The organism is Ensifer sp. EB106-05-01-XG146, from assembly GCF_058791875.1.
This window is the reverse complement of sequence record NZ_JBYTDX010000003.1, coordinates 851,591-872,819: the sequence shown is the minus strand read 5'-3', so window position 1 is coordinate 872,819 and position 21,229 is coordinate 851,591. Positions and strand designations below refer to the sequence as shown.

The 21,229-nt window shown below is 58.2% G+C and carries 16 protein-coding genes and 2 pseudogenes; 11 read left to right on the top strand and 7 right to left on the bottom strand.

The genetic code is table 11. The features are described from left to right. The first annotated feature begins 760 nt into the window (after window positions 1-760). The 3 genes from AC3WVQ_RS32720 to AC3WVQ_RS32710 all read left to right on the top strand — a co-directional run bounded on the left by AC3WVQ_RS32720 (window position 761) and on the right by AC3WVQ_RS32710 (window position 2,808). Complete coding sequence (locus tag AC3WVQ_RS32720; RefSeq protein WP_192444896.1) at window positions 761-2,038, top strand: pilus assembly protein TadG-related protein; 1,278 nt, start codon at window positions 761-763, stop codon at window positions 2,036-2,038. A gap of 151 nt (window positions 2,039-2,189) precedes the next feature. Next, window positions 2,190-2,429, top strand: coding sequence for a hypothetical protein (locus AC3WVQ_RS32715; protein ID WP_492383480.1), 240 nt, complete (start codon window positions 2,190-2,192; stop codon window positions 2,427-2,429). Beyond that, window positions 2,404-2,808 carry a pentapeptide repeat-containing protein gene (locus AC3WVQ_RS32710; protein ID WP_492383479.1) on the top strand — a complete coding sequence of 135 codons (405 nt, stop codon included), beginning with the start codon at window positions 2,404-2,406 and terminating at the stop codon, window positions 2,806-2,808. The genes AC3WVQ_RS32715 and AC3WVQ_RS32710 overlap by 26 nt, the downstream gene beginning before the upstream one ends. A gap of 28 nt (window positions 2,809-2,836) precedes the next feature. Here AC3WVQ_RS32710 and AC3WVQ_RS32705 read toward each other — a convergent pair. From AC3WVQ_RS32705 to AC3WVQ_RS32695, 3 genes and pseudogenes are all read right to left on the bottom strand, one after another. Next, window positions 2,837-2,917: pseudogene (locus AC3WVQ_RS32705) on the bottom strand (helix-turn-helix domain-containing protein); the annotation flags it as partial. 246 nt (window positions 2,918-3,163) lie between these two features. Continuing rightward, the gene (locus tag AC3WVQ_RS32700) at window positions 3,164-4,129 is read right to left on the bottom strand and encodes a magnesium and cobalt transport protein CorA (protein WP_029742789.1); all 966 of its coding nucleotides are present in this window, start codon (window positions 4,127-4,129) and stop codon (window positions 3,164-3,166) included. A gap of 51 nt (window positions 4,130-4,180) precedes the next feature. Further along, window positions 4,181-6,079, bottom strand: coding sequence for a potassium transporter Kup (locus AC3WVQ_RS32695; RefSeq protein WP_034796384.1), 1,899 nt, complete (start codon window positions 6,077-6,079; stop codon window positions 4,181-4,183). 415 nt (window positions 6,080-6,494) lie between these two features. Here AC3WVQ_RS32695 and AC3WVQ_RS32690 point away from each other — a divergent pair, with 415 nt between their 5' ends. The 5 genes from AC3WVQ_RS32690 (at window position 6,495) to AC3WVQ_RS32670 (ending at window position 12,981) form a co-directional block, all read left to right on the top strand. Further along, entirely contained in the window at window positions 6,495-8,273 is a 1,779-nt protein-coding gene (locus tag AC3WVQ_RS32690; protein ID WP_492383478.1) for a hypothetical protein, read from the top strand. Between the two features lie 298 nt (window positions 8,274-8,571). Beyond that, window positions 8,572-9,915, top strand: a complete 1,344-nt coding sequence (locus AC3WVQ_RS32685; protein ID WP_090426765.1) for an enoyl ACP reductase FabMG family protein — start codon at window positions 8,572-8,574, stop codon at window positions 9,913-9,915. A 454-nt stretch (window positions 9,916-10,369) separates the two neighbouring features. Beyond that, on the top strand, window positions 10,370-10,507 hold the full coding sequence (locus AC3WVQ_RS32680; RefSeq protein ID WP_167550732.1) for a hypothetical protein: 138 nt from the start codon (window positions 10,370-10,372) through the stop codon (window positions 10,505-10,507). Between the two features lie 548 nt (window positions 10,508-11,055). Then, complete coding sequence (locus AC3WVQ_RS32675) at window positions 11,056-11,625, top strand: helix-turn-helix domain-containing protein (RefSeq protein WP_060517886.1); 570 nt, start codon at window positions 11,056-11,058, stop codon at window positions 11,623-11,625. A 159-nt stretch (window positions 11,626-11,784) separates the two neighbouring features. Then, window positions 11,785-12,981 carry an MFS transporter gene (locus AC3WVQ_RS32670; protein WP_090302570.1) on the top strand — a complete coding sequence of 399 codons (1,197 nt, stop codon included), beginning with the start codon at window positions 11,785-11,787 and terminating at the stop codon, window positions 12,979-12,981. Window positions 12,982-13,013: 32 nt separating this feature from the next. Here AC3WVQ_RS32670 and AC3WVQ_RS32665 read toward each other — a convergent pair whose 3' ends face one another. Next, the gene (locus tag AC3WVQ_RS32665) at window positions 13,014-13,523 is read right to left on the bottom strand and encodes a GNAT family N-acetyltransferase (RefSeq protein ID WP_181529560.1); all 510 of its coding nucleotides are present in this window, start codon (window positions 13,521-13,523) and stop codon (window positions 13,014-13,016) included. A gap of 229 nt (window positions 13,524-13,752) precedes the next feature. On the opposite strand from AC3WVQ_RS32665, the gene AC3WVQ_RS32660 reads away from it, so the two are divergent. The 3 genes from AC3WVQ_RS32660 (at window position 13,753) to AC3WVQ_RS32650 (ending at window position 17,164) form a co-directional block, all read left to right on the top strand. Then, the gene (locus AC3WVQ_RS32660) at window positions 13,753-14,325 is read left to right on the top strand and encodes an NADPH-dependent FMN reductase (protein WP_090426756.1); all 573 of its coding nucleotides are present in this window, start codon (window positions 13,753-13,755) and stop codon (window positions 14,323-14,325) included. A gap of 338 nt (window positions 14,326-14,663) precedes the next feature. Further along, the gene (locus AC3WVQ_RS32655) at window positions 14,664-15,674 is read left to right on the top strand and encodes an IS30 family transposase (RefSeq protein WP_060517157.1); all 1,011 of its coding nucleotides are present in this window, start codon (window positions 14,664-14,666) and stop codon (window positions 15,672-15,674) included. A 116-nt stretch (window positions 15,675-15,790) separates the two neighbouring features. Then, complete coding sequence (locus tag AC3WVQ_RS32650) at window positions 15,791-17,164, top strand: ISNCY family transposase (RefSeq protein ID WP_492383057.1); 1,374 nt, start codon at window positions 15,791-15,793, stop codon at window positions 17,162-17,164. Between the two features lie 367 nt (window positions 17,165-17,531). Here the strand turns inward: AC3WVQ_RS32650 and AC3WVQ_RS32645 are convergent. The 3 genes and pseudogenes from AC3WVQ_RS32645 to AC3WVQ_RS32635 all read right to left on the bottom strand — a co-directional run. Continuing rightward, window positions 17,532-18,158: pseudogene (locus AC3WVQ_RS32645) on the bottom strand (hypothetical protein); the annotation flags it as partial. A gap of 744 nt (window positions 18,159-18,902) precedes the next feature. Further along, window positions 18,903-20,258, bottom strand: coding sequence for an SIR2 family NAD-dependent protein deacylase (locus AC3WVQ_RS32640; protein WP_210339553.1), 1,356 nt, complete (start codon window positions 20,256-20,258; stop codon window positions 18,903-18,905). Window positions 20,259-20,423: 165 nt separating this feature from the next. Continuing rightward, entirely contained in the window at window positions 20,424-21,212 is a 789-nt protein-coding gene (locus tag AC3WVQ_RS32635) for a glutaredoxin family protein (protein WP_192359070.1), read from the bottom strand. Window positions 21,213-21,229: the final 17 nt, after the last annotated feature.

Here is a 21,229-nt window from a genome sequence, read left to right as displayed (position 1 = left end):
GTCGACGCATTCTCGGCCGCCCCTCCGGTCGCGACAGCTGGTTCTTTCGTGCATGCCAACGCGTTCGAACGCCCAAGCGGAATCGAAATCGCTTTATTAGGCGGAGCACCTTGACGCGCGCGGCCGGCGCCACCCTTGACGCCGGCAGATCGTGATTGAGTAGAATGAAAGGCCCTATTGTTTGGGCAATATGCCCTTGTTTACGAGCCATGTTTCGAAGGTGCCGGGGCACCCTTCGCTGGTCCATCGTCCCCGATAGGAAAAGCCGGGTGCTGCGCGCGCCGTCCCGACGAAGCCGTCATATGCGCTTCTATCGGCCCCGCCTATTTTGAATGCCTTACCGGGATGTTTCCTCTTTGCCTTTGTGAATTTCATCGTCCGCCCCTTACGCAGTACAACCATGAAGTCGAAAGCGTCGCACAGCGCACGGTGCAGTCAAGGATTAGGCAATGAGCAAAAGGGGTTAGTCGCCGCACTGCCTCAGCAGTCCAGCAACCTCTGAGTGAAGAAGACCCAGAATCCGCCTCTCGGGCACGCCAAAATCGCTTCCAACCGGCGAGCGTGGCAGCTGGCCGGTTGTGCCGAAGTGACGCGCGTTTAGCGCAAAATATCTTCAAATAACCTCGTTTCGCGCCTGTGTCAGAGCTCTGAAGAGCGTCTGAGAGAGTGCATACCGTTAACTCGGCCCGAAATTAAAGGATTGGCAAGGCTCCCTGCACGAAGAGGCGACTACTCTCCATCTGGTTGCAAAGAAACTGCCATGAACATACTGACCCTGCCACTGATCAGGCATTGCGCCTCGGCCCTGCTGAAATGCCGGTCCGGGAACTTCGGCCTCTTGGCAGCGCTTGTCGCGATCCCCCTCATTGCCGCTCTTGGCGTTGCGATCGATTTCGCAGCCGCGGTCAACCGAAAGGCCGCTATGCAAAGCGCGGCCGATGCTGCGGCACTGGCGGGAGCTGCAGCAGGTGTCGGTTCGGAGCAGAAGATCGCCGTGGGTTTTCTCGGCGCCCATCTTGGCAGCAGCGACACGCAAGATCTGAAAGAGCCCCCGAGCTGGAACCATCAGGTCACGGTCGAGCGGGATACGGTAGCGGTGGCCGTCAATGAGGACTACGAAACCGCCATCATGCATATGTTCGGCTTCCGGACGGTTCCGATCTCAGTCATCGCGAAAGCCGCCCGAGGGGCTGGCAGCTCGGCCTGCATCCTGATCCTTGATCCGGGCAGGGCCGATGCGCTGAAGATCATCAATTCGAACTCGGTCACCAGCGAATGCGGCTTCCAGGTGAACTCGTCCCATTCGCAACGTGCGTTCTACGCCGAAAACCAGGGGAAGTTCGCAGCACCGCTGATCGCCGTCACCGGCCAGTCGAAGCTTTCCGGCCGCCTGATTTCGCCGCCGCCGGTCGACGGATCTCCTGTCGTGCCCGACCCCATGGCCGGCATGCCCGAACCGGCGTCGCCGAACGACGCCTGTACCTCCCAAAGCCTGAAGACGATCAACAGCCAGGGCAAGTCGTCGCTCGAGCCCGGGATCTATTGCGGCGGGCTGACCGTGAATGCCACGGACGAGTTAACGCTGAAGCCCGGAATCTACGCGTTCCGCCGCGGCGCGTTGACCTTGAACACATCGGCCAAGGTCATAGGCAAGGACGTGCTTTTCTATTTCGAGGACGCGCAATCGCCGCTGTTTTTGAACGGTGCGGCAATCCTGCAGGTATCGGCGCCAACCAGCGGCGCGCATGCCGGCATCCTGATGTTCCAGGGCCGGCAGGCGAAGGACAGCAGCGTCCAGTTCCGCATCAACACGTCTGCTGGAAGCTTCTACAATGGGGCGATCTATTTGCCCTATGCGGTGGTCGACTGGAACGTCAGCGGAAGCCTCAATTCGGAATCGAAGTTTACCGCACTGATTACCAGGGTTTTGAACCTCTACGTGTCCGGAACGGCCTTCTTCAAGAAGCCGGGGGAAGAGGGCAAAGATTTCGTGCCCAACGGCTTCGGCAGGGGAGGCGGCGTGCGGCTGGTGGAATAGCGTCGAAACCAGCCCGCCGTAATTGCGTGCCCCGGTGGCTTCGCTCGTGCGCTCGACTTTTCGGCATTGCCAATCATCGCGAAGATGGAAATGCTCAGCGGCGAAGCAACAAAAGGCATTGCTCTTCGTGCGGGGCCGCAGATGGATGGATATGGCTGAACGACGATACGGCGAAGCGCCGCCCAAGACCGACAGCACGATTGCAAGCGCCGACTGGTACGGTCGCCAGATCGAGCGCGAGCGATACGACAACACGCTGTTCGTCGATCTCGACCTGACCGAGGCGCAGACCGTCGGCGTGGTCTTTCACGAATGCCTTCCGGCGAGCCCGGTTCAATGCATCGTCACATCAGGCGAGCGCCTTCGTGAACTGTACATTCGTCTCCTGTAAGTTCTTCGATAGCCGCTTCAAGGAGTGCAAGTTCGTCGGAAGCATGTTCGACGCTTGCGAGTTCGACCAGATGCAGGTGACGGGCGGCGACTGGTCCTTTACCGGATTGCCAGGCGCTGCTCTCGGCCGCGCATCCTTCAAGGAAACGCGAATGCGGGAAGCGGATCTGACCGGCGCCTCCTGCAAAGGCGGCTCGCTCAGGGACGTCGATCTTTCCGGTGCCTGGCTGCATGGGGCAGATTTTACCACCTGCGACCTCAGGGGCAGCGACCTCACCGCCTTCGATCCGGAGAATCTTCGCCTCAAGGACGCGATCATCACGATCGACCAGTCGATCATCATCGCCGAGGCTCTGGGTCTCGACGTCAGGCGAAAGTGACGCTGCCGGCGACGTATAGGACCCAACGGGTGCCTGCCGCGGACATGTCTTCGACGGCGCTATGGATCGCCTCAAAGGCATCGCTCTTGAACTTGCGCTTGGTCGCCATTGCAAATCTCCTAGAGGGCACCGGTCCTGATTTCCGCGTCAAGCTCGGCCTGCGCCGATAGAGTTCGGCGAACTTCCGGAAGGCCGGGAGGTCACTTGCCGGAAGATGGGGGAGGCGGGCCGGAGGTAAGGCCGGATTGCCCGAGAGCACCAAGAGATACCATCACACAGAGCTTTTACCGGATAGCATGCTGCAATGCCGCGGTGTCGACACCAAACGAAACCCACGGAAAGATATTTCCGTTGGCTACAGCCATCCGGACCTTTTGAACCGCCAGTAGAGAATAGAGCAGAGCGTCGCAATGACACCGAGGACGGCAAAGTAGCCGTAACGGGTTGCCAGTTCAGGCATGTGTTCGAAGTTCATCCCGTAGATTCCGGCAATGGCTGTCGGTACGGCAAGAATTGCGGCCCAGGCTGCAAGCTGCCGTGTGATGGTGCCCTGTCGTTGCTGCTCCAGGAGATTGGAGGCCTCGAACACGGACGTCATTATCTCGCGAAGGCCGCCTACCAGGCCTTCCACACGTCTGACATGGTCAAGAACGTCTTTGAAGAATGGCTTGGCATTGTCGTCGATGCAGGGCAGCTCGAGATGAGTTAGCTTACCCGCCACCTCTCCCATCGGCCCGAGCACCCGCTGGAAGCGAATGACGTGACGGCGCATCCGGAAGATGCGCCTGATCTGCTCGGGCTGCAGGAAGGACACAAGTACGTGTTTCTCGAGCTCCAGAACTTTGTCCTCAAGCGTTTCGACCACCGGCAAATAGCCGTCGACAACGAAGTCGATGATGCCGTGCAGGACATAGTCCGGTCCGTGCTCAAGAAGCTGGGGCGACTGTTCCAGGTGTTGGCGCAGTTCCTTGTGGGAGCGGGCAGAGCCGTGGCGAACAGAAATCAGGTGGTGCTTCCCCACGAAAATGCAGGTTTCGCCGTAGGTGATCTTGTCACCCTCAAGGTGGGCCGTCTTGACGATCACGAACAACTGGTCGCCGTAGATGTCCACCTTCGGCACCTGATTGCCGTTGAGGGCGTCTTCGACGGCAAGTGGGTGAAGAGCGAACATGGCCTGAAGGTCGGCCATTTCCTGCTTTGTCGGTTCAGTCAAACCGATCCAGGCGAAGTCGCTACCTGATGCTTCGAATGGTTTGGCGGCAAGCGGGATTTCTTCGGCGCGCTTGCCCGAACGATACATGTAGGAGGCGACGACTGGCATTTTTTGAAGTTCCGGGAGTTGATATCGCAGCGTGAAGCATCTGACCCAAGGTTAGATCGTGACTTGCTCGCCAATCTCGACCACGCGATTGGCTGGCAGCTTGAAATAGGACGATGGATCGATGCCGAGACCTGCAAGTGCAATGTAGAGCTTGTCTTGCCAGCCGGGCAGACCTGAGTTCGGGTCACCAATAAGGGTCCTGCGCCCGAGGTAGAAAGAGGTCTGCATGATTTCGAACTTGAAACCTGCCTTCTTGCACAGTGACAGCGCCTTCGAGACGTTCGGTTCGTCCATGAAGCCGAAGCAAAGCTCGAGCCTTGTAAACCTGTCTGACAGTTCAGTCATTGAGACGCGGTCTTCCTGCGCGACATACGGATGCTCGGATGTGCGAACCGTCAAAATAACATTGCGTTCGTGCAGGACATGATTGTGTTTGATGTTGTGGAGGAGAACGGCGGGTGTCTTATCGCCGACGCTGGTTAGAAAGATTGCCGTCCCTCGAACGGTCTGGGGCGCATGGGTGGACTTCTCTATCGAGCGGATGAATGTTTCCAGCGGGATATCGTTGCGCGCGGTCTTTTCGCGCAGCATTGCGGATCCCCGCGTCCAAGTCCACATCACCACCATGATTGTCAGTGCCAATGCCACCGGCACCCAGCCGCCATCATGAATCTTGAACAGATTGGCAAGCAAGAAGACGCTCTCGATGACGAGCAATGGCGCTAGAAGCAGTGCAGCCAGAACGGTTGAGTATCCCCAGACGGAGCGGAGAAACTGGAACGCCATCACTGTTGTCACAACCATCGCGCCTGTGACCGAGATTCCATACGCGGTCGCGAGAGACTCTGAGTCCCCGAACGAGAAAATCAGCACGATGACCCCGACGAACAGCAGCGCATTTACGGCAGGGACATAGATCTGGCCGGTGTTGGTCTCGGACGTAAATTTGATCAGCAGTCGAGGAAGAAAGCCCAAATGGACCGCCTGGCGAGCGAGAGAAAACGCTCCCGTGATGACAGCTTGGCTAGCGATGATTGTCGCCATGGTCGCGAGAATGACCATCGGCAGCAGCGCCCAGTCTGGATAGAGAAGATAGAATGGGTTGTTGACCGCGTCTGGGTGGCTCAGCACGAGCGCGCCTTGGCCGAGGTAGTTCAGCGCCAATGCGGGGAATACAAGGATAAACCATGCCGTGCTGATCGGTTTCCTCCCGAAGTGGCCGAGATCTGCATAAAGGGCCTCGGCTCCCGTGACCGTCAGAAAGACGGCGCCAAGCACGATCAGGCCTGCCCAGCCTGCATGCGTGATGAACCACAGGGCGTTGATCGGGTTCAGAGCCTGCAGGATGGTCCAGTCGTCGCCGATGTGGATGAGACCGCCCCACGCCATCGCGAGGAACCACACAACCGTGATTGGCCCGAAAAACCTTGCGACCGCTTCCGTACCCTTGGACTGCACGGCAAACAATGCAACCATAATGACCGCAGCAAGGGGAAGTACGTAGTCCGAAAAGGCTGGTGTGACGAGTTTCATGCCTTCGAGCGCCGACATGACCGAGAGGGCAGGGGTGATCATGGCATCCCCGATAAACAGGGCCGCCCCGATTAGGCCCGCGAAAAACAACACGGGCATGAAACTGCCGGTCTTCTTCATCAAGAGCGCGAGAAGCGACAATGTTCCACCTTCACCGTCATTGTCGGCGCGTAGGAGGAAAAGCACGTATTTGAACGTCACGATACACGTCAACGTCCAAACCATCAGGGAAATGAGACCGATGACTTCGTCAGGCTGCGCCCCGTCGTTCAAGAAGGGGCGAAGGGCCTCCCGAAAAGCGTAGAGCGGACTTGTTCCGATATCGCCATAGACAACGCCGATGCATCCAAGCAGTAGAACGAGAAAGCTCTGCGTTCCCGATCGAGGTCCGACAGCTTCGCTGTGAGCATTGGGCATAAGGTCTCCTGAAACACCGTCGGCATTAGCGATGGCAGATATATGCTGCATTGCGAAAGTCCAGGCAATTCTCACAGGAACCGCTCGAGAATGTCGAGTGTGAATAATCGGCCGTGGGACAAACCTAACTCGCGAAAACATCAGGGAATGGTTTGCGTTCCCACCCGCATCGGCTGAGATCAGTGTCCCGCATTGCTGAGGCGAACCAGTTGCGCTTTTCTCTCGAGAATACCGAACGATGAACGACGCAGTGAATGTCGATTGTGAAGTCTCTGGGCCCGCATCGCAGACCGAGTTAAGCGAGGTTGCCCTTGAGGCAGAGTTTCGCACGCAACCTAAAATTACACACTTATTAAGAGAGTAGGTGTAGGCAGTCTCGTGTGAGTTTGAGCGCTTCACACGAGTTTCATCTGCCATGAGTTTAGTTGTCAGCAAGACGAGTGTCGCGCGAGTTGATGAACGCTGGTCGGCAACGGGGTATTGGCTGATCTGCATCTTGATCGTCGGCCTACTCATCGGGTTCGATTTGTCCGGTGAGCGTATTCACAACGCTGACATCGACGACAGTTTGCGGGGTCTGCAAATCAAGGCATTCCTTGAGGATGGCGGGTGGCTTAGGCCGGCAATACCGCGGATCCTGATGCCCGAGCCGTATATTTCGCCTTGGTCGCGAATAGTTGACCTTCCCTACATGCTCATAGCTTTCTCTCTTCAGTCCGCCTTGGGAGCGGAAGACGCGCTCGCGGTGGCCTTCCAGGTTTGGCCAGCCGTAATGGCAGTCTTTTTCACCATTGGGGTTGTTGGGGTTTTGAGCCGGATAGCGCCACGAAAAGGTGAGCTTTCGCCCGGAATGCTATGCGCCGTCCTCGTCCTTATGGCCTTCGCGATCTGGGAATTTAGTCCTGGCCGCATTGACCACCATAACTTGCAGATGGTGCTGTTGCTCACGTTGATATACGGGATTGCTAGGTTCGATCGCATAGGCGGGGCGGTCGTCGCGATTTCAGCGACGATCTCGCTCTTGGTAGGCCTGGAGACGTTGCCTGTTATCGCGCTGGTGTTGGGAGCCTTGGCACTAGCGTGGGCCGCGGGTTTGGACGGCACCCGAACGATGCTTGCCTCAACCGCCATCACATGCCTGGTTGCGGTACGCATCCTGACCTTTTTGGTAATCGGTCCTTCCGGGTTCTGGCGTGTGGAGAACGATGCTTTCTCCGCACCATTTGCATTCGCACTGCTTGGCTTTGGAGCGATCGCAACCGTGACCTTATGGCTGGTGCCGGAGGCTTCGAGCGCGGCGTTCAAGTTTGGACTTTTGGCTACCGCCGGTTCGATGCTATCGGCTGTGCTGTTGTTCGCCTATCCACAGCTTTTGGCCGGCCCATATGCAGCCATCGACGATCTGGCCCGGATATATTGGTTTGATCGCATCGACCAGGAAAAGAGTGCCCTGGAGTTTTTCCGAACAGGGGACTACGGCTCACTTGCTCTACTGGGTATTTTCAGCTGCGTCCTGGCTGTTAGCTTGCAGCGCGCGTTGAACGCCCCCCGAACGGCAAATCCGCAATTCGCTATCATCCATGCTGTCGCCGCAGCGCTCCTCCTGACCGCGTTGGTCTCCAACCGGTATTTGCGCTTCTCTGCTGCCGTCGTTCCGTTGTTGCTGCCTGCTGCGGCGTCGATAATTCGCGAAGACAGCCAGGTGGCGGTTAGGCGGTTGGCCGCGTTTGGAGGGATGGCTGTTGTGATGGCCACCTCATTCTACTTCGTCGTGCCTTTTGAGCGTAAGACTACGGATGCTTTTGACCACCTGCTCTGGAATGATTGCAAGGGGGCGGATTTCTCGCTGCTTGCCACCCTTCCACCTGGACAAGTGATGACGCCGCCGGCACTGGGGCTTGAGATCGCCCGTAGGTCGCAGGACAGCCTTACGGTGTCGAGCGTTCCCTTTCACCGGGCCGCGCCAGCGATCGGACGGGTTCTTCAGGCCTTTATGTCGAGTAGCAACAATGAGCGGAGTGCTCTTTTATCCGGGTTCGACTACCTGGCCGTTTGTCGGGCGCCGTTAGGGCTCGTGGGAAGCGAGAAGATGCCGTTGTTCGATGCCATCATGACAGGCAGTGCTGGGCCGGTCCTTCATCCCGTATCATCAGTCAAACAGTCTGACCTCATCGTCCTGCGGATTGAAAAGTAGCGTGCGCCCAGGAGTATATGTTTGGTTTCGAAGGCCACGTTCAGCCGCGCCACGACAGGATCCGGGGCCGGCAGAAATCACGTCGAAGCGGTGAGTCGAAGCGGTGAACGGTCACGCGGAAAGTTCACCATTCCGGGTCGCTGCGGGGTTGGAATGGACGCCACCGCCGTTCCGCTCCGCTCACGGTTTGAATTGTAACGATACTTATTGTCACTTCCCACTTGCCGCCAATCAGTGCAGTGGTTCATCACGTAGTTTGTTTGGTTGCTCCGCGACCAGCTTTGAGAGAACCGGCAGTATGAAGAAACCGAACCCTCTGACGCACTCCCCGCGGACGAACATTTTCCGTCCAGGCGATGTTTTCGTTCTGTTTGGTGAGCTGTTCGATCGGGGTTATGCCACCCATCTGGTCGACCAAGCCAAGAAGGCCGGCATGGAAATTGTCGGGATCACGGTTGGCAGACGAGACGAAGCCAATGTTCTGCGGCCACTGAACGACGAGGAACTTGCGGCGGCTGAAGCCCGGCTCGGAGGCAAGATCATCAACGTGCCGATCATGGCCGGTTTCGATCTTGACGCGCCTGAAGGCGAGCCCACTCCGACCGACCTTCTCGCGAAGATGACGCTCGAGACGTGGCAAGACGAGAAGCTCGACTGGTCGCACATCGAGAAATGCCGAAACGTCGGCGTCGAACGGTTCAAGAATGCCCTTTCTGAAGTCATGGGGATCCTCGATGGCATGATCGCTGATGGCAGGAATGTCTTCTTCGCGCACACCATGGCCGGTGGCATCCCGAAGGCAAAGGTGTTCATGGTCATCGCCAATCGCGTCTACAAGGGACGTGGCGCGCGCCACATGTCGTCGCAAACGCTGCTCGACAGCGATTTGGGCAAGCTCATTCTTCAGAATTTCGACGAGGTTTCGGCCAACACGTTCCGACACCTGATCGATCTGAGCACAGCCATCCGGGCGCGCATCGAAGCTTCCGGTGGCCAGGTTCGTTATTCGGCGTTTGGCTACCACGGTACGGGCATTCTCGTTGCTAACGAGTACCGCTGGCAGACCTATACCAATTACACGCAGGGCTACGCCAAGATGCGCCTGGAGCGCATCGCTGAGGAAGCCTGGAACAAGGGCATTAAGGCGACGGTCTACAATTGCCCTGAGATCCGCACCAATTCGTCCGACGTGTTCGCCGGCATCGAGCTGCCCCTCATTCCGCTTCTGCTCGCGCTGAAAAAAGAGGGCGGTGGCGAATGGGTCGCGCAGCAATGGCAGGCCTGCCAGGATTTGTTGGCAGATGGCTTCACTGTCGATGACGTCTTGCGGAAGATTTCCGATATGCAGACGAGCGAAGTGATGCGGCCGTTCTACGACTTTTCGTCCTGGCCAATGCCGAATAATCCGGGACAGTCCGACCTGACGATCGGTACATCGAGCGAAATCACGGCGATGCACCGGGACGGCAAGGCGCTGATCTCCGATCTCTTGAGCCGGCTGGTGGTCGAAGCGGTTGGGCAGCTCATCTTTGGTGAGAGCTCGGCGCCATCGGGCCCTGTCCTGTGGCTCAACCACGACATCGTCGCGCGCACGCTGATCGAGACGAAAGGGTCAGCCCGCAACGCTCTCGAAGCGGCCTAAGCGCGACGACGCAGGCGGCTACTGCCTGTCTCCTTGAGTCGCCTCCGATTGCGCGTCTGATCAGACGCGCACGCGAGGTCGATGACCGTGACGTCAAGCAGTCTTGGCGGTACTGGTCGTTAGTTGAACCAGACGACGCGTGACGATTGCACCCGCTCGGCCGACCTCTTGGGGTGGCCCTCGGCGTCCTCGGCAAACAGCGTCTTGCGTGCCAGCCAATCCATTTGCGCGAGCGCTTCGGCGATCGTGGTGTCGGCTGCGATCGTTTCTCTCTTAAATCTTGTAGCTCAAGAAGTTTGCCGGCGTAGGGCGCGCCGAGAGAGAGGATGTGCGCCTTTGTTTCAGTATCGTGATCGTTCGGATACAGGGTTTGGTTGAAAGTCGTGTCGTCGCCGGGTTGTTTGGGCGTTTGCCTGTGACTATGTGTGTGACAGCCAAGAAAGGATCAAACTCAATGCGTATTGCCACATTCTTGCTCGTACTCTCCGCGCTTGCCGGATGCTCCCAGACCGGCGGCGGTGCGACCAGTGTCAGACAGGATTACTATGGTGGCGACGGCGGTTTTTATGCGGGCGCGGTTGCACCGCGCTGAAACCGCTCCAGCGGCGCTGTAACTGCACTGCCGGCAGCTGTGCGAACTCTGACAGGGGGTGGGCCCGCTCAGGTGATTTTGACAAGCATGAGGGGGCCATCGCCTGATCTTCGGCCGTAGTGGCGCCGAACGTCGCCAAGCCGCCACGAGAATGTTGGCTATGCGACCCTCGTCGAGAAAGCTCTCCTTCCATCAAGCCAACTCTCTGCCCTTCAGGTCCAAGCTCTGTCCGATTGTTCGGATTGCAAGGGCTTGCGCTTTGACAATGGCGCGGCCCGTAACGCCGTGATCTCCCCTGGAGCAACGTGCCGACCAACCGCTTTCATTCCCGACAGCCGGATGACGTCATCGCCCATTGCTCCGGAAAGCGTCCGTCTCAAGGACGCGATCATCATCGCCGATGCGTTGGGCCTCGACGTCAGGCGAAAGTGAGCGTCGAAGATGCCACCGTCCCAACATCGAGCTAGACGCTGGCGTCGGGTGTCTGTTGACAACCGACCAAGCGTCCCTGCTATTCAACGGGGGAGGGCTATTGTCGCGAGGAAGGTATGGAGCTTGATCTGAAGGTTTGCGCTTTGCCGCTCGGATGCCGGCTTCGACGCTTCCGCAGGCTCAGGCAGATCAAGCAGGAAACGTTGGCGGCGGATCTTGGCGTATCGCAGGGTCTGCTATCGCGATGGGAAGCCGGCCAGCATGAGCCTTCAGCAAAGGCCCGGGCCCGGGTCGAGACGCTGCTCGAGCGGCATGAGAGCGTCGGGATAGACCTGACATTGCGTCGGCTCATCGAAACGGCGCCGTTTCCGGTTCACCTTGTTTGCGACGACACCCATGCGCTTTTGAGCGTCTCACCGGCCAGGCAAGCCCAGTGGCGGATCTCTGCCGCGTCCTTTTTCGGCGTCTCGCTATGGCGATACGCGACGGCGGAAATCATCGAGAGAGAACTTCAACTGCAAGAACTTGGCTGGTTTGAAGAGGTCTGGTCAGGAGCCGTCCAGTTCACGACCGGCGGCAGCGACGACCCCGATATGCCGATCCCCCCGAGCATCATCCGATGGGAACGAATAGGCATTTCCGACGGGCGCGTCGGCCGCCTGGTAACCAGTATCGATCCCATCTGAGACGCGAATATTTCATTCGTTGTCCGAGCTGTTCTGCCCCTGCTAGCCTGCCATGACCGCCAGTTGCCCCCGAAACCGCGTACCAAAAAATTCGGCGGGCAGGGCGTCTGCGCTCACATCCCATCGGTCACGATAGATCCGCCAAGAGCACTCCGGACAATGACAAATTCGCGTCGCGCCATCACGTTTTCACTTCTCATCATCTGTGCAACGCTATCGCTGGCAGGGACCGACCTCGTCTTGCCGGCCGTTCCGCAATTGCCTGAAATCTTCGGCACTGACCGGGCGACCGCGCAGCTGGTGCTTGCCGCCTATGTCGGCGGCGGCGGTCTCGGCCTGCTTCTTTATGGGCGCCTGGCGGACCACTTTTCGCGCAAGGCGCTGCTTTTCTCTTCGCTCGCCGGATTTGCAGCCGCCTCGCTCGCCTGTGCCTTCTCGCCAAATATCACGGCACTTATCGCGCTGAGGTTCGTTCAAGGCGTGGCGTCTGCGGCGGCTCCGGTCTTTGGCCCAGGGTTGATCCGGCAGCTGTTCAGCGACAAGGCGGCGGTGCGCGCCATCGGGTTTCTCGGCAGCGTGGAATCGCTGGTGCCGGCGCTTGCGCCGATCTTCGGCGTGCTGCTGCTTTCGCATTTCGGATGGCAATCGTCATTCGAGCTGCTGGGTGTTTTGACGATGCTCGCTGCGGTCCTCATACTCGTGCTTGGGCTGCCCCGTGAGGAAGAACCCTCCGACACGCTCGGTAGTTATGGGCAACTGCTCACGGATCGCGTCTTCATGCGATACGCGCTCAGCCAGGCCCTGACGCTCGGCGGACTGCTCACCTTCGTCTTCGGCGCGCCGACAGTCATCGTCGCGTCGATGGGCGGCTCTCTGAACGACTTCATCATCATGCAGGTCATCAACATTTCCGGGTTCATCATCGTCGCCAATCTGACCGCCCGGATTGCCGAACGTTTTGGCGCTGAAAACGTCATCCTGACCGGCACCATCATGGCTGCCTTGAGTGCCCTTGCGCTGTTCGCCTACGGTCTCATGGGCGGTACCAACACGCTGATGTTGCCTCTATTGTTTACGCCCATGGCGATCGGCTTGGGTCTTCGCGGCCCCATTGGCTTCTATCGCGGCATTCTTGCTTCGGGTGCCAATAATGCGCGCGGATCGGCGCTGATCGTCTTTTTCATCTTCATGATCACCACGCTTGGAACCGTCATCGCCGCGCCAATCATCGCCGCTGGGCTCGCGGCGCTCGCGTTCGTCGCCTGTGCTATCCACCTCCTGTCGGTGGCCCTCCTGCTCCTGCTTCCGGCAATGCCGGAGCCAACGCGCGATGCTGCCGGCGTACCTACGCTGTAGGTATCCGAACCAGATGAGGACCCCTTGAACGGCTAAATCGACGAATCTCCAAAGACGTGCCGGTATACGCCGTAGCGCATGCCACTGATATCCACGTGTCGCTCAAGCGCGCCTCCGAGTTTTCTCGCGACCGCTTGGGAAGCCAAATTGTCATCAGTGATCAGGCTTATTGCCGTCCTCCAGCCAAGTTTGCTGGCTGCGAAGTCGAGAACGGCATGCATCGCCTCGGTAGCATAGCCTCGCCCCTGGAACTGGGGGTAAATTCCCCATCCCAATTCAGGTTCAAGCTTGTCCAAAGGAAGCTGCGCTCCGCAGTAGCCCGCCATTTCACCTGTTTTACTATCTTCGACAACGAAAAAGCCAAAGTCGCGCAAGTGCCAATGACCGATGAACGACAACATCCTTCGCCAGGCATCCTCACGCTTGATCGGACCCCCGACGAAGGCGGTGGTGACGGGGTCCCCCCAGAATCGAGCGAAGGCCTCAAAATTGTCCTCGCGCCATTGGCGCAATATCAGTCGTTCAGTTGCTATAGTTTGCACGATGTTCTTCTTTCAAAGGTAGCCATTCTTCCTTCCGCATCCGCCGGATACCATGCCGATCGCCGCGGCGACCGGCTCCGGATGAAAGCTGCAGTTCTGCCGGTATACTGGCGCGTTAAGAGAGTTCTGAGATCGGGTTGCAGCGACTTGGAAACATGACAGTCACGGCGCGACGCGCTACATTGTCGTTGCAGTCCACGCCACAGGTCACGGTATCGGGAGAATTATTATGCAAACGCATAAGGTCGGATACTTGATTGGTAGTCTCGCCAAAGACTCCATAAATCGCAAGCTCGCCCGTGCACTGGTGAGGTTGGCTCCTGCACAGCTTGAAATGACAGAAATATCGTTCAGGGAACTCCCGCTCTATAGCCATGACTATGATGCCGATTTTCCGCCGGTCGCGAGAGCTTTCAAAGAAGAGTTGGCTGGGGTCGACGCCATTCTCTTTGTAACCCCGGAATACAACCGTTCAATCCCGGGTGGCCTAAAAAACGCCATTGACTGGGCGAGTCGCCCCTACGGAAAGAACTCCTTCACACGCAAGCCTTCGGCTGTCATCGGGACATCGCCGGGCTCGATCGGAACCGCGGTAGCGCAACAAGGACTGCGCAGTGTTCTTAGCTTTTGCAATTCACCGCAGATGAACGCCCCAGAAGCCTACATTCAATTCACTCCGGGGCTGATTTCCGACGACGGAGAAGTGACGGTGCAAACGACCGAGCAGTTTCTCCGTGGCTACATGGAAGAGTTTGCAGCCTTCATTGCGCGCGTGCTCTCTGTCCTGCCTCGCGACGCTTGAACAAGCGGCTGCCACTCGCGTCTCCTCAAGCCGCATGCAAGGGCGTCGAACAACGCTCGAAGTGGCTCAGGCGTCCTCACGATGGTTCTGCCATGGCCACATCGAGGCTGCGGTCGAAATCGAGCGGCGCAAGACGTATACACGAAATGGCGAGCGCTGATTCAATAATCTATCGCGAGGAAGTGAATTTTGATCAATGTGTTAGAGGGCATATTTGATACATCACATTCAGTTCCATAATTCAGATTATGCGATCTGAACCTGTAGCCGGGTGGGTTCAAGGATGAAGTGCGACTTGCGATAGATACCAATGGGTTGTCACTCGCAAGGAATGGCTCATGAGACGCACCTACTCCCAAATCGATATGGATGAACGTCGTAGGATCGCCCGGTGGCGAGCGGCTGGCCTGAGTGTCACTGTGATCGCCGAGAAGCTTGGGCGGCATCGCTCGACGATTTTCCGGGAACTCAGCCGCAATGCTTTCGACGATGTGCAAATGCCGGAGCTCAGCGGCTACTACTGTGTCACGGCCAACGAGATGGCGCGTGAGCGCAGAGCCAAGCTGCGCAAGCTTGCTCGGTTTGCGCATGTGCGCCGATCGGTGATCGAGCGGATCATGCATGGCTGGTCGCCGCAGCAGATCGCCGGCCGCATGCGGCTTGAGCGTCATCCGATTTCCGTCAGCTACGAGACGATCTACAAATTCGCCTATTCCGCAGACGGCCTTGCCATCAAGCTGTGGCGGCATCTGCCGGAACGTCGCGCGAGACGTCGACCGCGGCATGCCAGGCGGCGCTACGGCCGCCGTTTCAGCCCGGAACTCAACATTCTCCATCGTCCTGACGCGGTCGACGAGCGCAAGCAGTTCGGTCATTGGGAGTGCGATCTCATTCAATTTCGCAAGAAGTTCGGCAAGGCCAATGTGACGTCGCTGGTCGAGCGAGTCAGTCGCTTTGCCGTCTTCCTGCGCAACAACGACCGGCAATCGAAGCCGATCATGGACGGGCTGATCCAGGCGCTGCAGTCCCTGCCCCATCTCGCCCGCCGGTCGATTACCTTTGACCGTGGCACCGAATTCAGCGAATGGCCGTATCTCCAGGCTGGCATCGGAACGCAGACATGGTTCTGCGACCCGCAGGCGCCGTGGCAAAAAGGCACCGTTGAGAACACCAATCGCCGTGCTCGCAAATGGCTTTCGAGAGAGGTGGATCCTCTATCGATCACCGACGGTGACCTGAAGGACATTTGCGATCGGCTTAACTCGACGCCCCGAAAGTGCCTCGGCTATCGAACGCCCGCGGAAGTCTTCCGCAAGAAACTGCTCGCGCAAATGCGGCGTGTCGGTTAGCGTTGCACGCGCAAGTCGCAGTTCGGCGTGAACTCACACCGCAAAGTTAAAGTGTCCTGATCCTGCAAAGTTGGAATGTCACTCTCCCCGGGTTTTGATGACCTGGGAGATTGCGGATGGGATTGATTGCGATGAGCGAGCGCGATCTGCAGCGGATTGAGGTTTTGTCGAAGGTGATCGCCGGACGCATGACGTTGGTGTCGGCGGCACATGTGCTTGAGCTGAGCACCCGCCAGGTTCGCCGGTTGCTGGAGCGGATCAGCACTGGCGGTGCGGCGTCGATCCGGCACCAGGCGATCGGCCGGCCATCGAACAACCGGATCTGCGACGGCGTACGCGATTACGCCATGACGATCGTGCACGAGCGTTATGCCGACTTTGGTCCGACGCTGGCGGCCGAGAAGCTTGCGGAGCGTGATGGTCTGACGGTGTCGCGCGAGACCTTGCGCCAATGGATGTCGGAGGCCGGCTTGTGGCTGTCGCGCAAGCAGCGACGGACGTTCCATCAGCCGCGGCTGCGGCGCGAGGCCTACGGCGAGTTGGTTCAGATCGACGGTTCCGAGCATCGCTGGTTCGAAGATCGCGGCGATCCATGTTCATTGCTGGTGTTCATCGATGATGCGACCGGCAAGCTGATGCAGTTGCGGTTTGTGCGCTCGGAAAGTGCGTTCAGCTATTTCGAGGCGCTGGAACTCTATCTGAAGGCGCATGGTGCTCCCGTCGCCTTCTATTCCGACAAGCATTCGGTGTTCCGGGTTGCGAAGAAGGATGCCAAGGGCGGCCAAGGCATGACCCAGTTCGGGCGTGCACTTTGCGAGTTAAACATCGAGATTCTTTGCGCAAACTCGAGTCAAGCCAAGGGCCGGGTCGAGCGGATGAACCGGACGCTACAGGACCGGTTGATTAAGGATCTGCGTCTGGAGGGCGTCTGCGGCATGGACGACGGCAACGCTTTCCTGCCTCGGTTCATGGAGCGCTATAACCGCCAGTTTGCCATTCCCCCTGCCCGATCTGATGATCTGCATCGGCCGCTGAACCTTGCCCCGGATCGGCTGCGCGACGTGCTATGCAAACGTGAGCAGCGTTATGTCGGTGCCCAGTTGACGTTTTCGTACGAGCGCCAGCGGATCATGCTGGAAGAGACCGAGGTGACGCGCGGGCTGGTCGGTCGCTATGTCGAGACCTACGCGCTTGCCGACGGCAGGCTGGATGTGCGTTGGAAGGGGCATTCCCTACCCTACCGGGTGTTCGACAAGGACCAGCGGGTGACGCATGCGGCGATCACCGAGAACAAGCGGCTCGGTGAACTCCTGACCTACATCAAGGAACGTCAGGAGCAGCAGACGAAGCCCGCCGTGAAGACGAACAGCGAGAAGAACGGCTACGTTCGACGCGCGCGCGGTCCGGGACGTCGGAAGGATTTCATGAACGATCCTGCGGTCATTGCCCGGCGGCGACAGGCGCTCTCTGACCTCGATGCGGCGGAATGACCGGCTGCTTCAACTGTCCAAGCTAAAGCCGATGGGTGCGTCTCATCCGCCCCCTCCCTTCCCTTGCAACCCGGTCCAGCCGGTTCGGTCGGGGGCTTGCCTCAGCGCCAACGGAGATGTCGAGTGTCGCATGTCTAAATGGCTGACGATGCGCCGCCCAAAGTGACATTTCTACTTTGCGCCAAAGCGGACAGTTCAACTTGGCTGCCACAGAACCTGTAGTGGCTATTTAGTAATGCGACAGTTGGGCCAGTTAGAGATGCGACAGTCTCGCCTCTCGACGCACTGGTCAAAGCCAACGTTGGGAGCAAGGATGACGACCTTCAGCCTGGTCGAGACCATGAGCGGTCGGAGTCGTCATGTCCTACTCATAGAGCACACCGAGCCAGCACAAGCGCCGAAAGACGCCATATTGGAGATCGGATTTCAACTTCCAGGCTTCTATGGTCATTTCGGTGTCCGACAGAGGCGCCAAGTCTGGATAGAGGATCTTCACAACGTCTATTGGCGTGCACCCTTCCCTGGCTTTGATATTGAGAAGATTGAGGAACATGCGCCACCAGCGTAACCGCGCTCGGACCTCCTCTTCCCGCTCGGTGGTATGGACATACGAATAGAGATAATCCGTGGCGATCAGATCGAAGAAGGTTTGCGGGTTCACCAGGAACTCCCGGCCGCGTCTGGTTGGCAGCAGCACATCTTTTTTCCGACGAAGAAGCTTCAGATGACGGGTCATGTCGCGCACCACCCAAAGCGGCGGCATGTCGCTTTCATTGAGCACCTTGTTGATGCTGTAGAGGTCTTCGGCTGTGAAGCCTGGCCAAAGGAAGTGCACAGCGGCCCAATGCACGAACTTGCGGTTCATGGCGCCGGTCGCCGTCAATCCTATGCCGCCCTCACCGTCAGCATAGGCAACCGAAAGAAGCATACCGCGAAGAAGTGGGGACAGTGCGGCGACATCGACGTCACCATGCAGCTTGATTTCCGGAAGCATCGTGCGGCTGTGATCCCTACCTCGCCCTATGCAGGTGCAAGCGAGTATCAACCGGCGACAAAACAATTGCTACTGAGAAAGCTAAAGCCGAAGGGGAGTGTCATCACCCACCCCCGCTCCGCCCTTTCAACCCGGACCAGCCGGTCGGATCGGGGGCTGACTGGCAGAGCAAGCCGGCGGGCAGTGTCGCATTTCTAAATGGCTGGCGACGTCGCAGCCCTATTCAGCTTTGACAGAACCTGTAGCCGGGTGGGTTCAAGGATGATGAGCGTCGCCAGATAATCCTGGATTGGCGACACGGTCGTCAGCCATAATTTTCGGTTCCCGAAGCGCTCGTGACCTATCCCCTGTTTTATCAGCCCAGTCGCTTCGAGGCAGATCCCCTTGGCTTGGTACGTTCCCGCCGCCGCGGCAGCAAAAAAAGAGCCGTCCCGCAAATATTTTTTTGTTATGCGCTGCGCATTTTCCCCGAAATCGCACTCTTTTAGGCCGTGAGTATAATTTCAGAAATCCATGCGCTGGATCGTACAAACCGCGATGGAGATCGATTTTCGAAAGAAAAAACCGTGTATTGTGCTAAAATATACTCGGTTCGGAACGTATCGTGTTTTCGACTGGTTTTTAGGGCGGTCAAGTTTCAGAAATACATCATTCGAATCCTTCGACCTGGGATTCGCTCGCATCGAGTCTTCTTGGTGGTCGCAGTGTCATAGGATTCCTCGTCGCTGCCGAATCCCAGCTTAACTATGCCTGGATGATCTCGTAATCCTCGTTGTTGAGCACCTTTTTCAACAAATCGACTCCTTCGTGAGACCATTTCCGAGCCATGCTCGAAGCCTTGTTTCCGGTCTTGATCTTGCAGTGATACCGGTTGTCCGTCGAACGAAGGCCGATCGCCTTCTCCTCCTTGATGCGGTTGAGGAGATGGTTCGCTGCCTGCCAGTTCGGAAGGCCGAGTCTTTGGGACAACTGCGTCAATGTGTACGGATGCGACTGGTTCGGATTGTCGACGACCGTGATGCCGAGGAGCTTCGGCAGGTAGTCCTTTTCGCCCGCGACTCTTTCGAGGACGTCGTAGTCCACCTGCACGGATCCTGACGGAATGTCGTGTCGGATGAGCTTCATCGTCCGAGCGGCCAAGGCGCGGACGAGCTTTGGGTGGATCGACGAGAGCGCAGACTGGCTCTTCAGCGCCTTGAAGATCCATTCGAAGTCACTCGTATGGATCGCTCGAATCCTGAACTCCCTTCCATCGACGGCGAACACCGCCTGGTCCGGTGGATGCTTGTCGCTGAGGCTGGGATGCCAGACGACCTGGTAGACGTTCGGAATCAGCCCGTTCTCGTCGGCGACGAGCTCTCCGATGTCCCGAAGGATTGCCTTGACGTTCGGGTCGCCGAGTCCATAGCCGAAGATGAAGACTGGATGCTCCGCGAAGTACGTGAGCAACTTGGCCGAGACGTACTTTTTCTTCTCGCTCCACTCAGCGTAGTCACGTTGCGTCAGAACGATCGAGGTGGGATTCGAGATGTCGCCGTGGATATGGAAAATCTCGCCGAAGCTGTTCGTATTGTATCGAAGGATAGTCTGCCCGGTGATGGGTTCGTATCCATCGAAGACCTGCTCGAGGAACAGGTCGTAGTTCGTCGTGATGATGGCGTGCGGCTTGATATCCGCAAGCGCCTCAAGCTCCTTCTGAAGGTGGGTGTCCGCGATCTCGGTGACCTTCGGCGTGATCGCCTCGATGTGCTTGCAGGCGAGGTGTTTCAGGAACGAATCCTTCCCGACCTTCGTGCTGAAAAACTCCTCCGGGAACTCCGCCCTCGCCTGCTTCCACGCCCATTCGAAGACCATATCCGAAAGCACGGATCCTATGGCGATAGGGTCGTCGTCATGCTTCTGCCTGAGGTATTCGTACGTATCGGAACCGCCTGGAATTTTCTGGAAAAGAACCTTCAGCAGCTCGTGCCAATTTGGCGCGCCGAAGTACCTTCGCGAGATTCCGCTTTCGACGAAAAGGATTGGTTGGCACTCGAATTCGAGAAGGAGGTCCCTGACCGCAGCATCCGCCTTCTGCCGATATGACATTTCCAGTTCCACGAATCGCCCTCCAAGATGCTGGATTCGCGCAAGAGGGGGACCGGGAGTCAAGGATTGGTAGAGTGGATCGCAGTCACGCTCGAACCTTGGATGTCATAGCGACGATGCGACCGCTGGGATAGGCATCGAACCCCTTCCCGGTGTAAAGCATAAGTGCCGCTTGCGCTACATGGCGTGCCCGGCAGCGATGCCGAACGAGGCGGCAGCCATCCAGAGGGCCATGGCGATCATCATCAGGTTTTCAGTGAGCGAGATGAAGCCGAGGGGAACGTTGCTGGACCCGCCGACGCACGCGCACTTCAGCTCCCGCCTGTCGATGTAGACCGCCTTGAAGACGGATGCCGCTCCGATGGTGCCGATGAAGAGCGCAACCGGAACCGACAGCCAGTTCAGTGCTCCAGCGATCATCAGAATTCCAGCCAGCGCTTCGGCGTACGGGTAGATGTAGCTGTACGGAACCCAGCGCTTCGCCAAGAGGTCATAGTTCAGGAACATCGTTGCGAAGCTCTCGACGTTCTGCAGCTTCAGCATTGCAAGAGCGACCATCGAGAAGGCGATGAACCATTCCGCCGCCCGCAGCGTGAGCGGATCGCCGCTGACCGCATAGCTAGCGGCTGCAGCCATCAGGGCGGTCAACGCGAACAGGACGATCACCGGGCGGTAGGTCGTGGCCTTCGGGTCCGCGACGGGCTTCCCAAGGAACCGGCGAAGATCGTCGTAGCCGCCGATCCTGTCGTCGCCTATGAACACCTGCGGCGTGGTCGCCACCCCGTGCTCCGCCTTGAAGGCGTCCGTCTCTTGGCGCGTCGTCAGGTGACGGTCATCGACTTCATAGCCCGACCGCTTCAACAAGTCCTTCGCCTTCAATCCGTACGGGCAGGTATGCTCCGCCATCACCATGCGATAGAGCACGGCCTTCTTGGAGAGATTTCCGGGATTTGTCCTGTCCAACATTTCACGTCTCCTTGTCT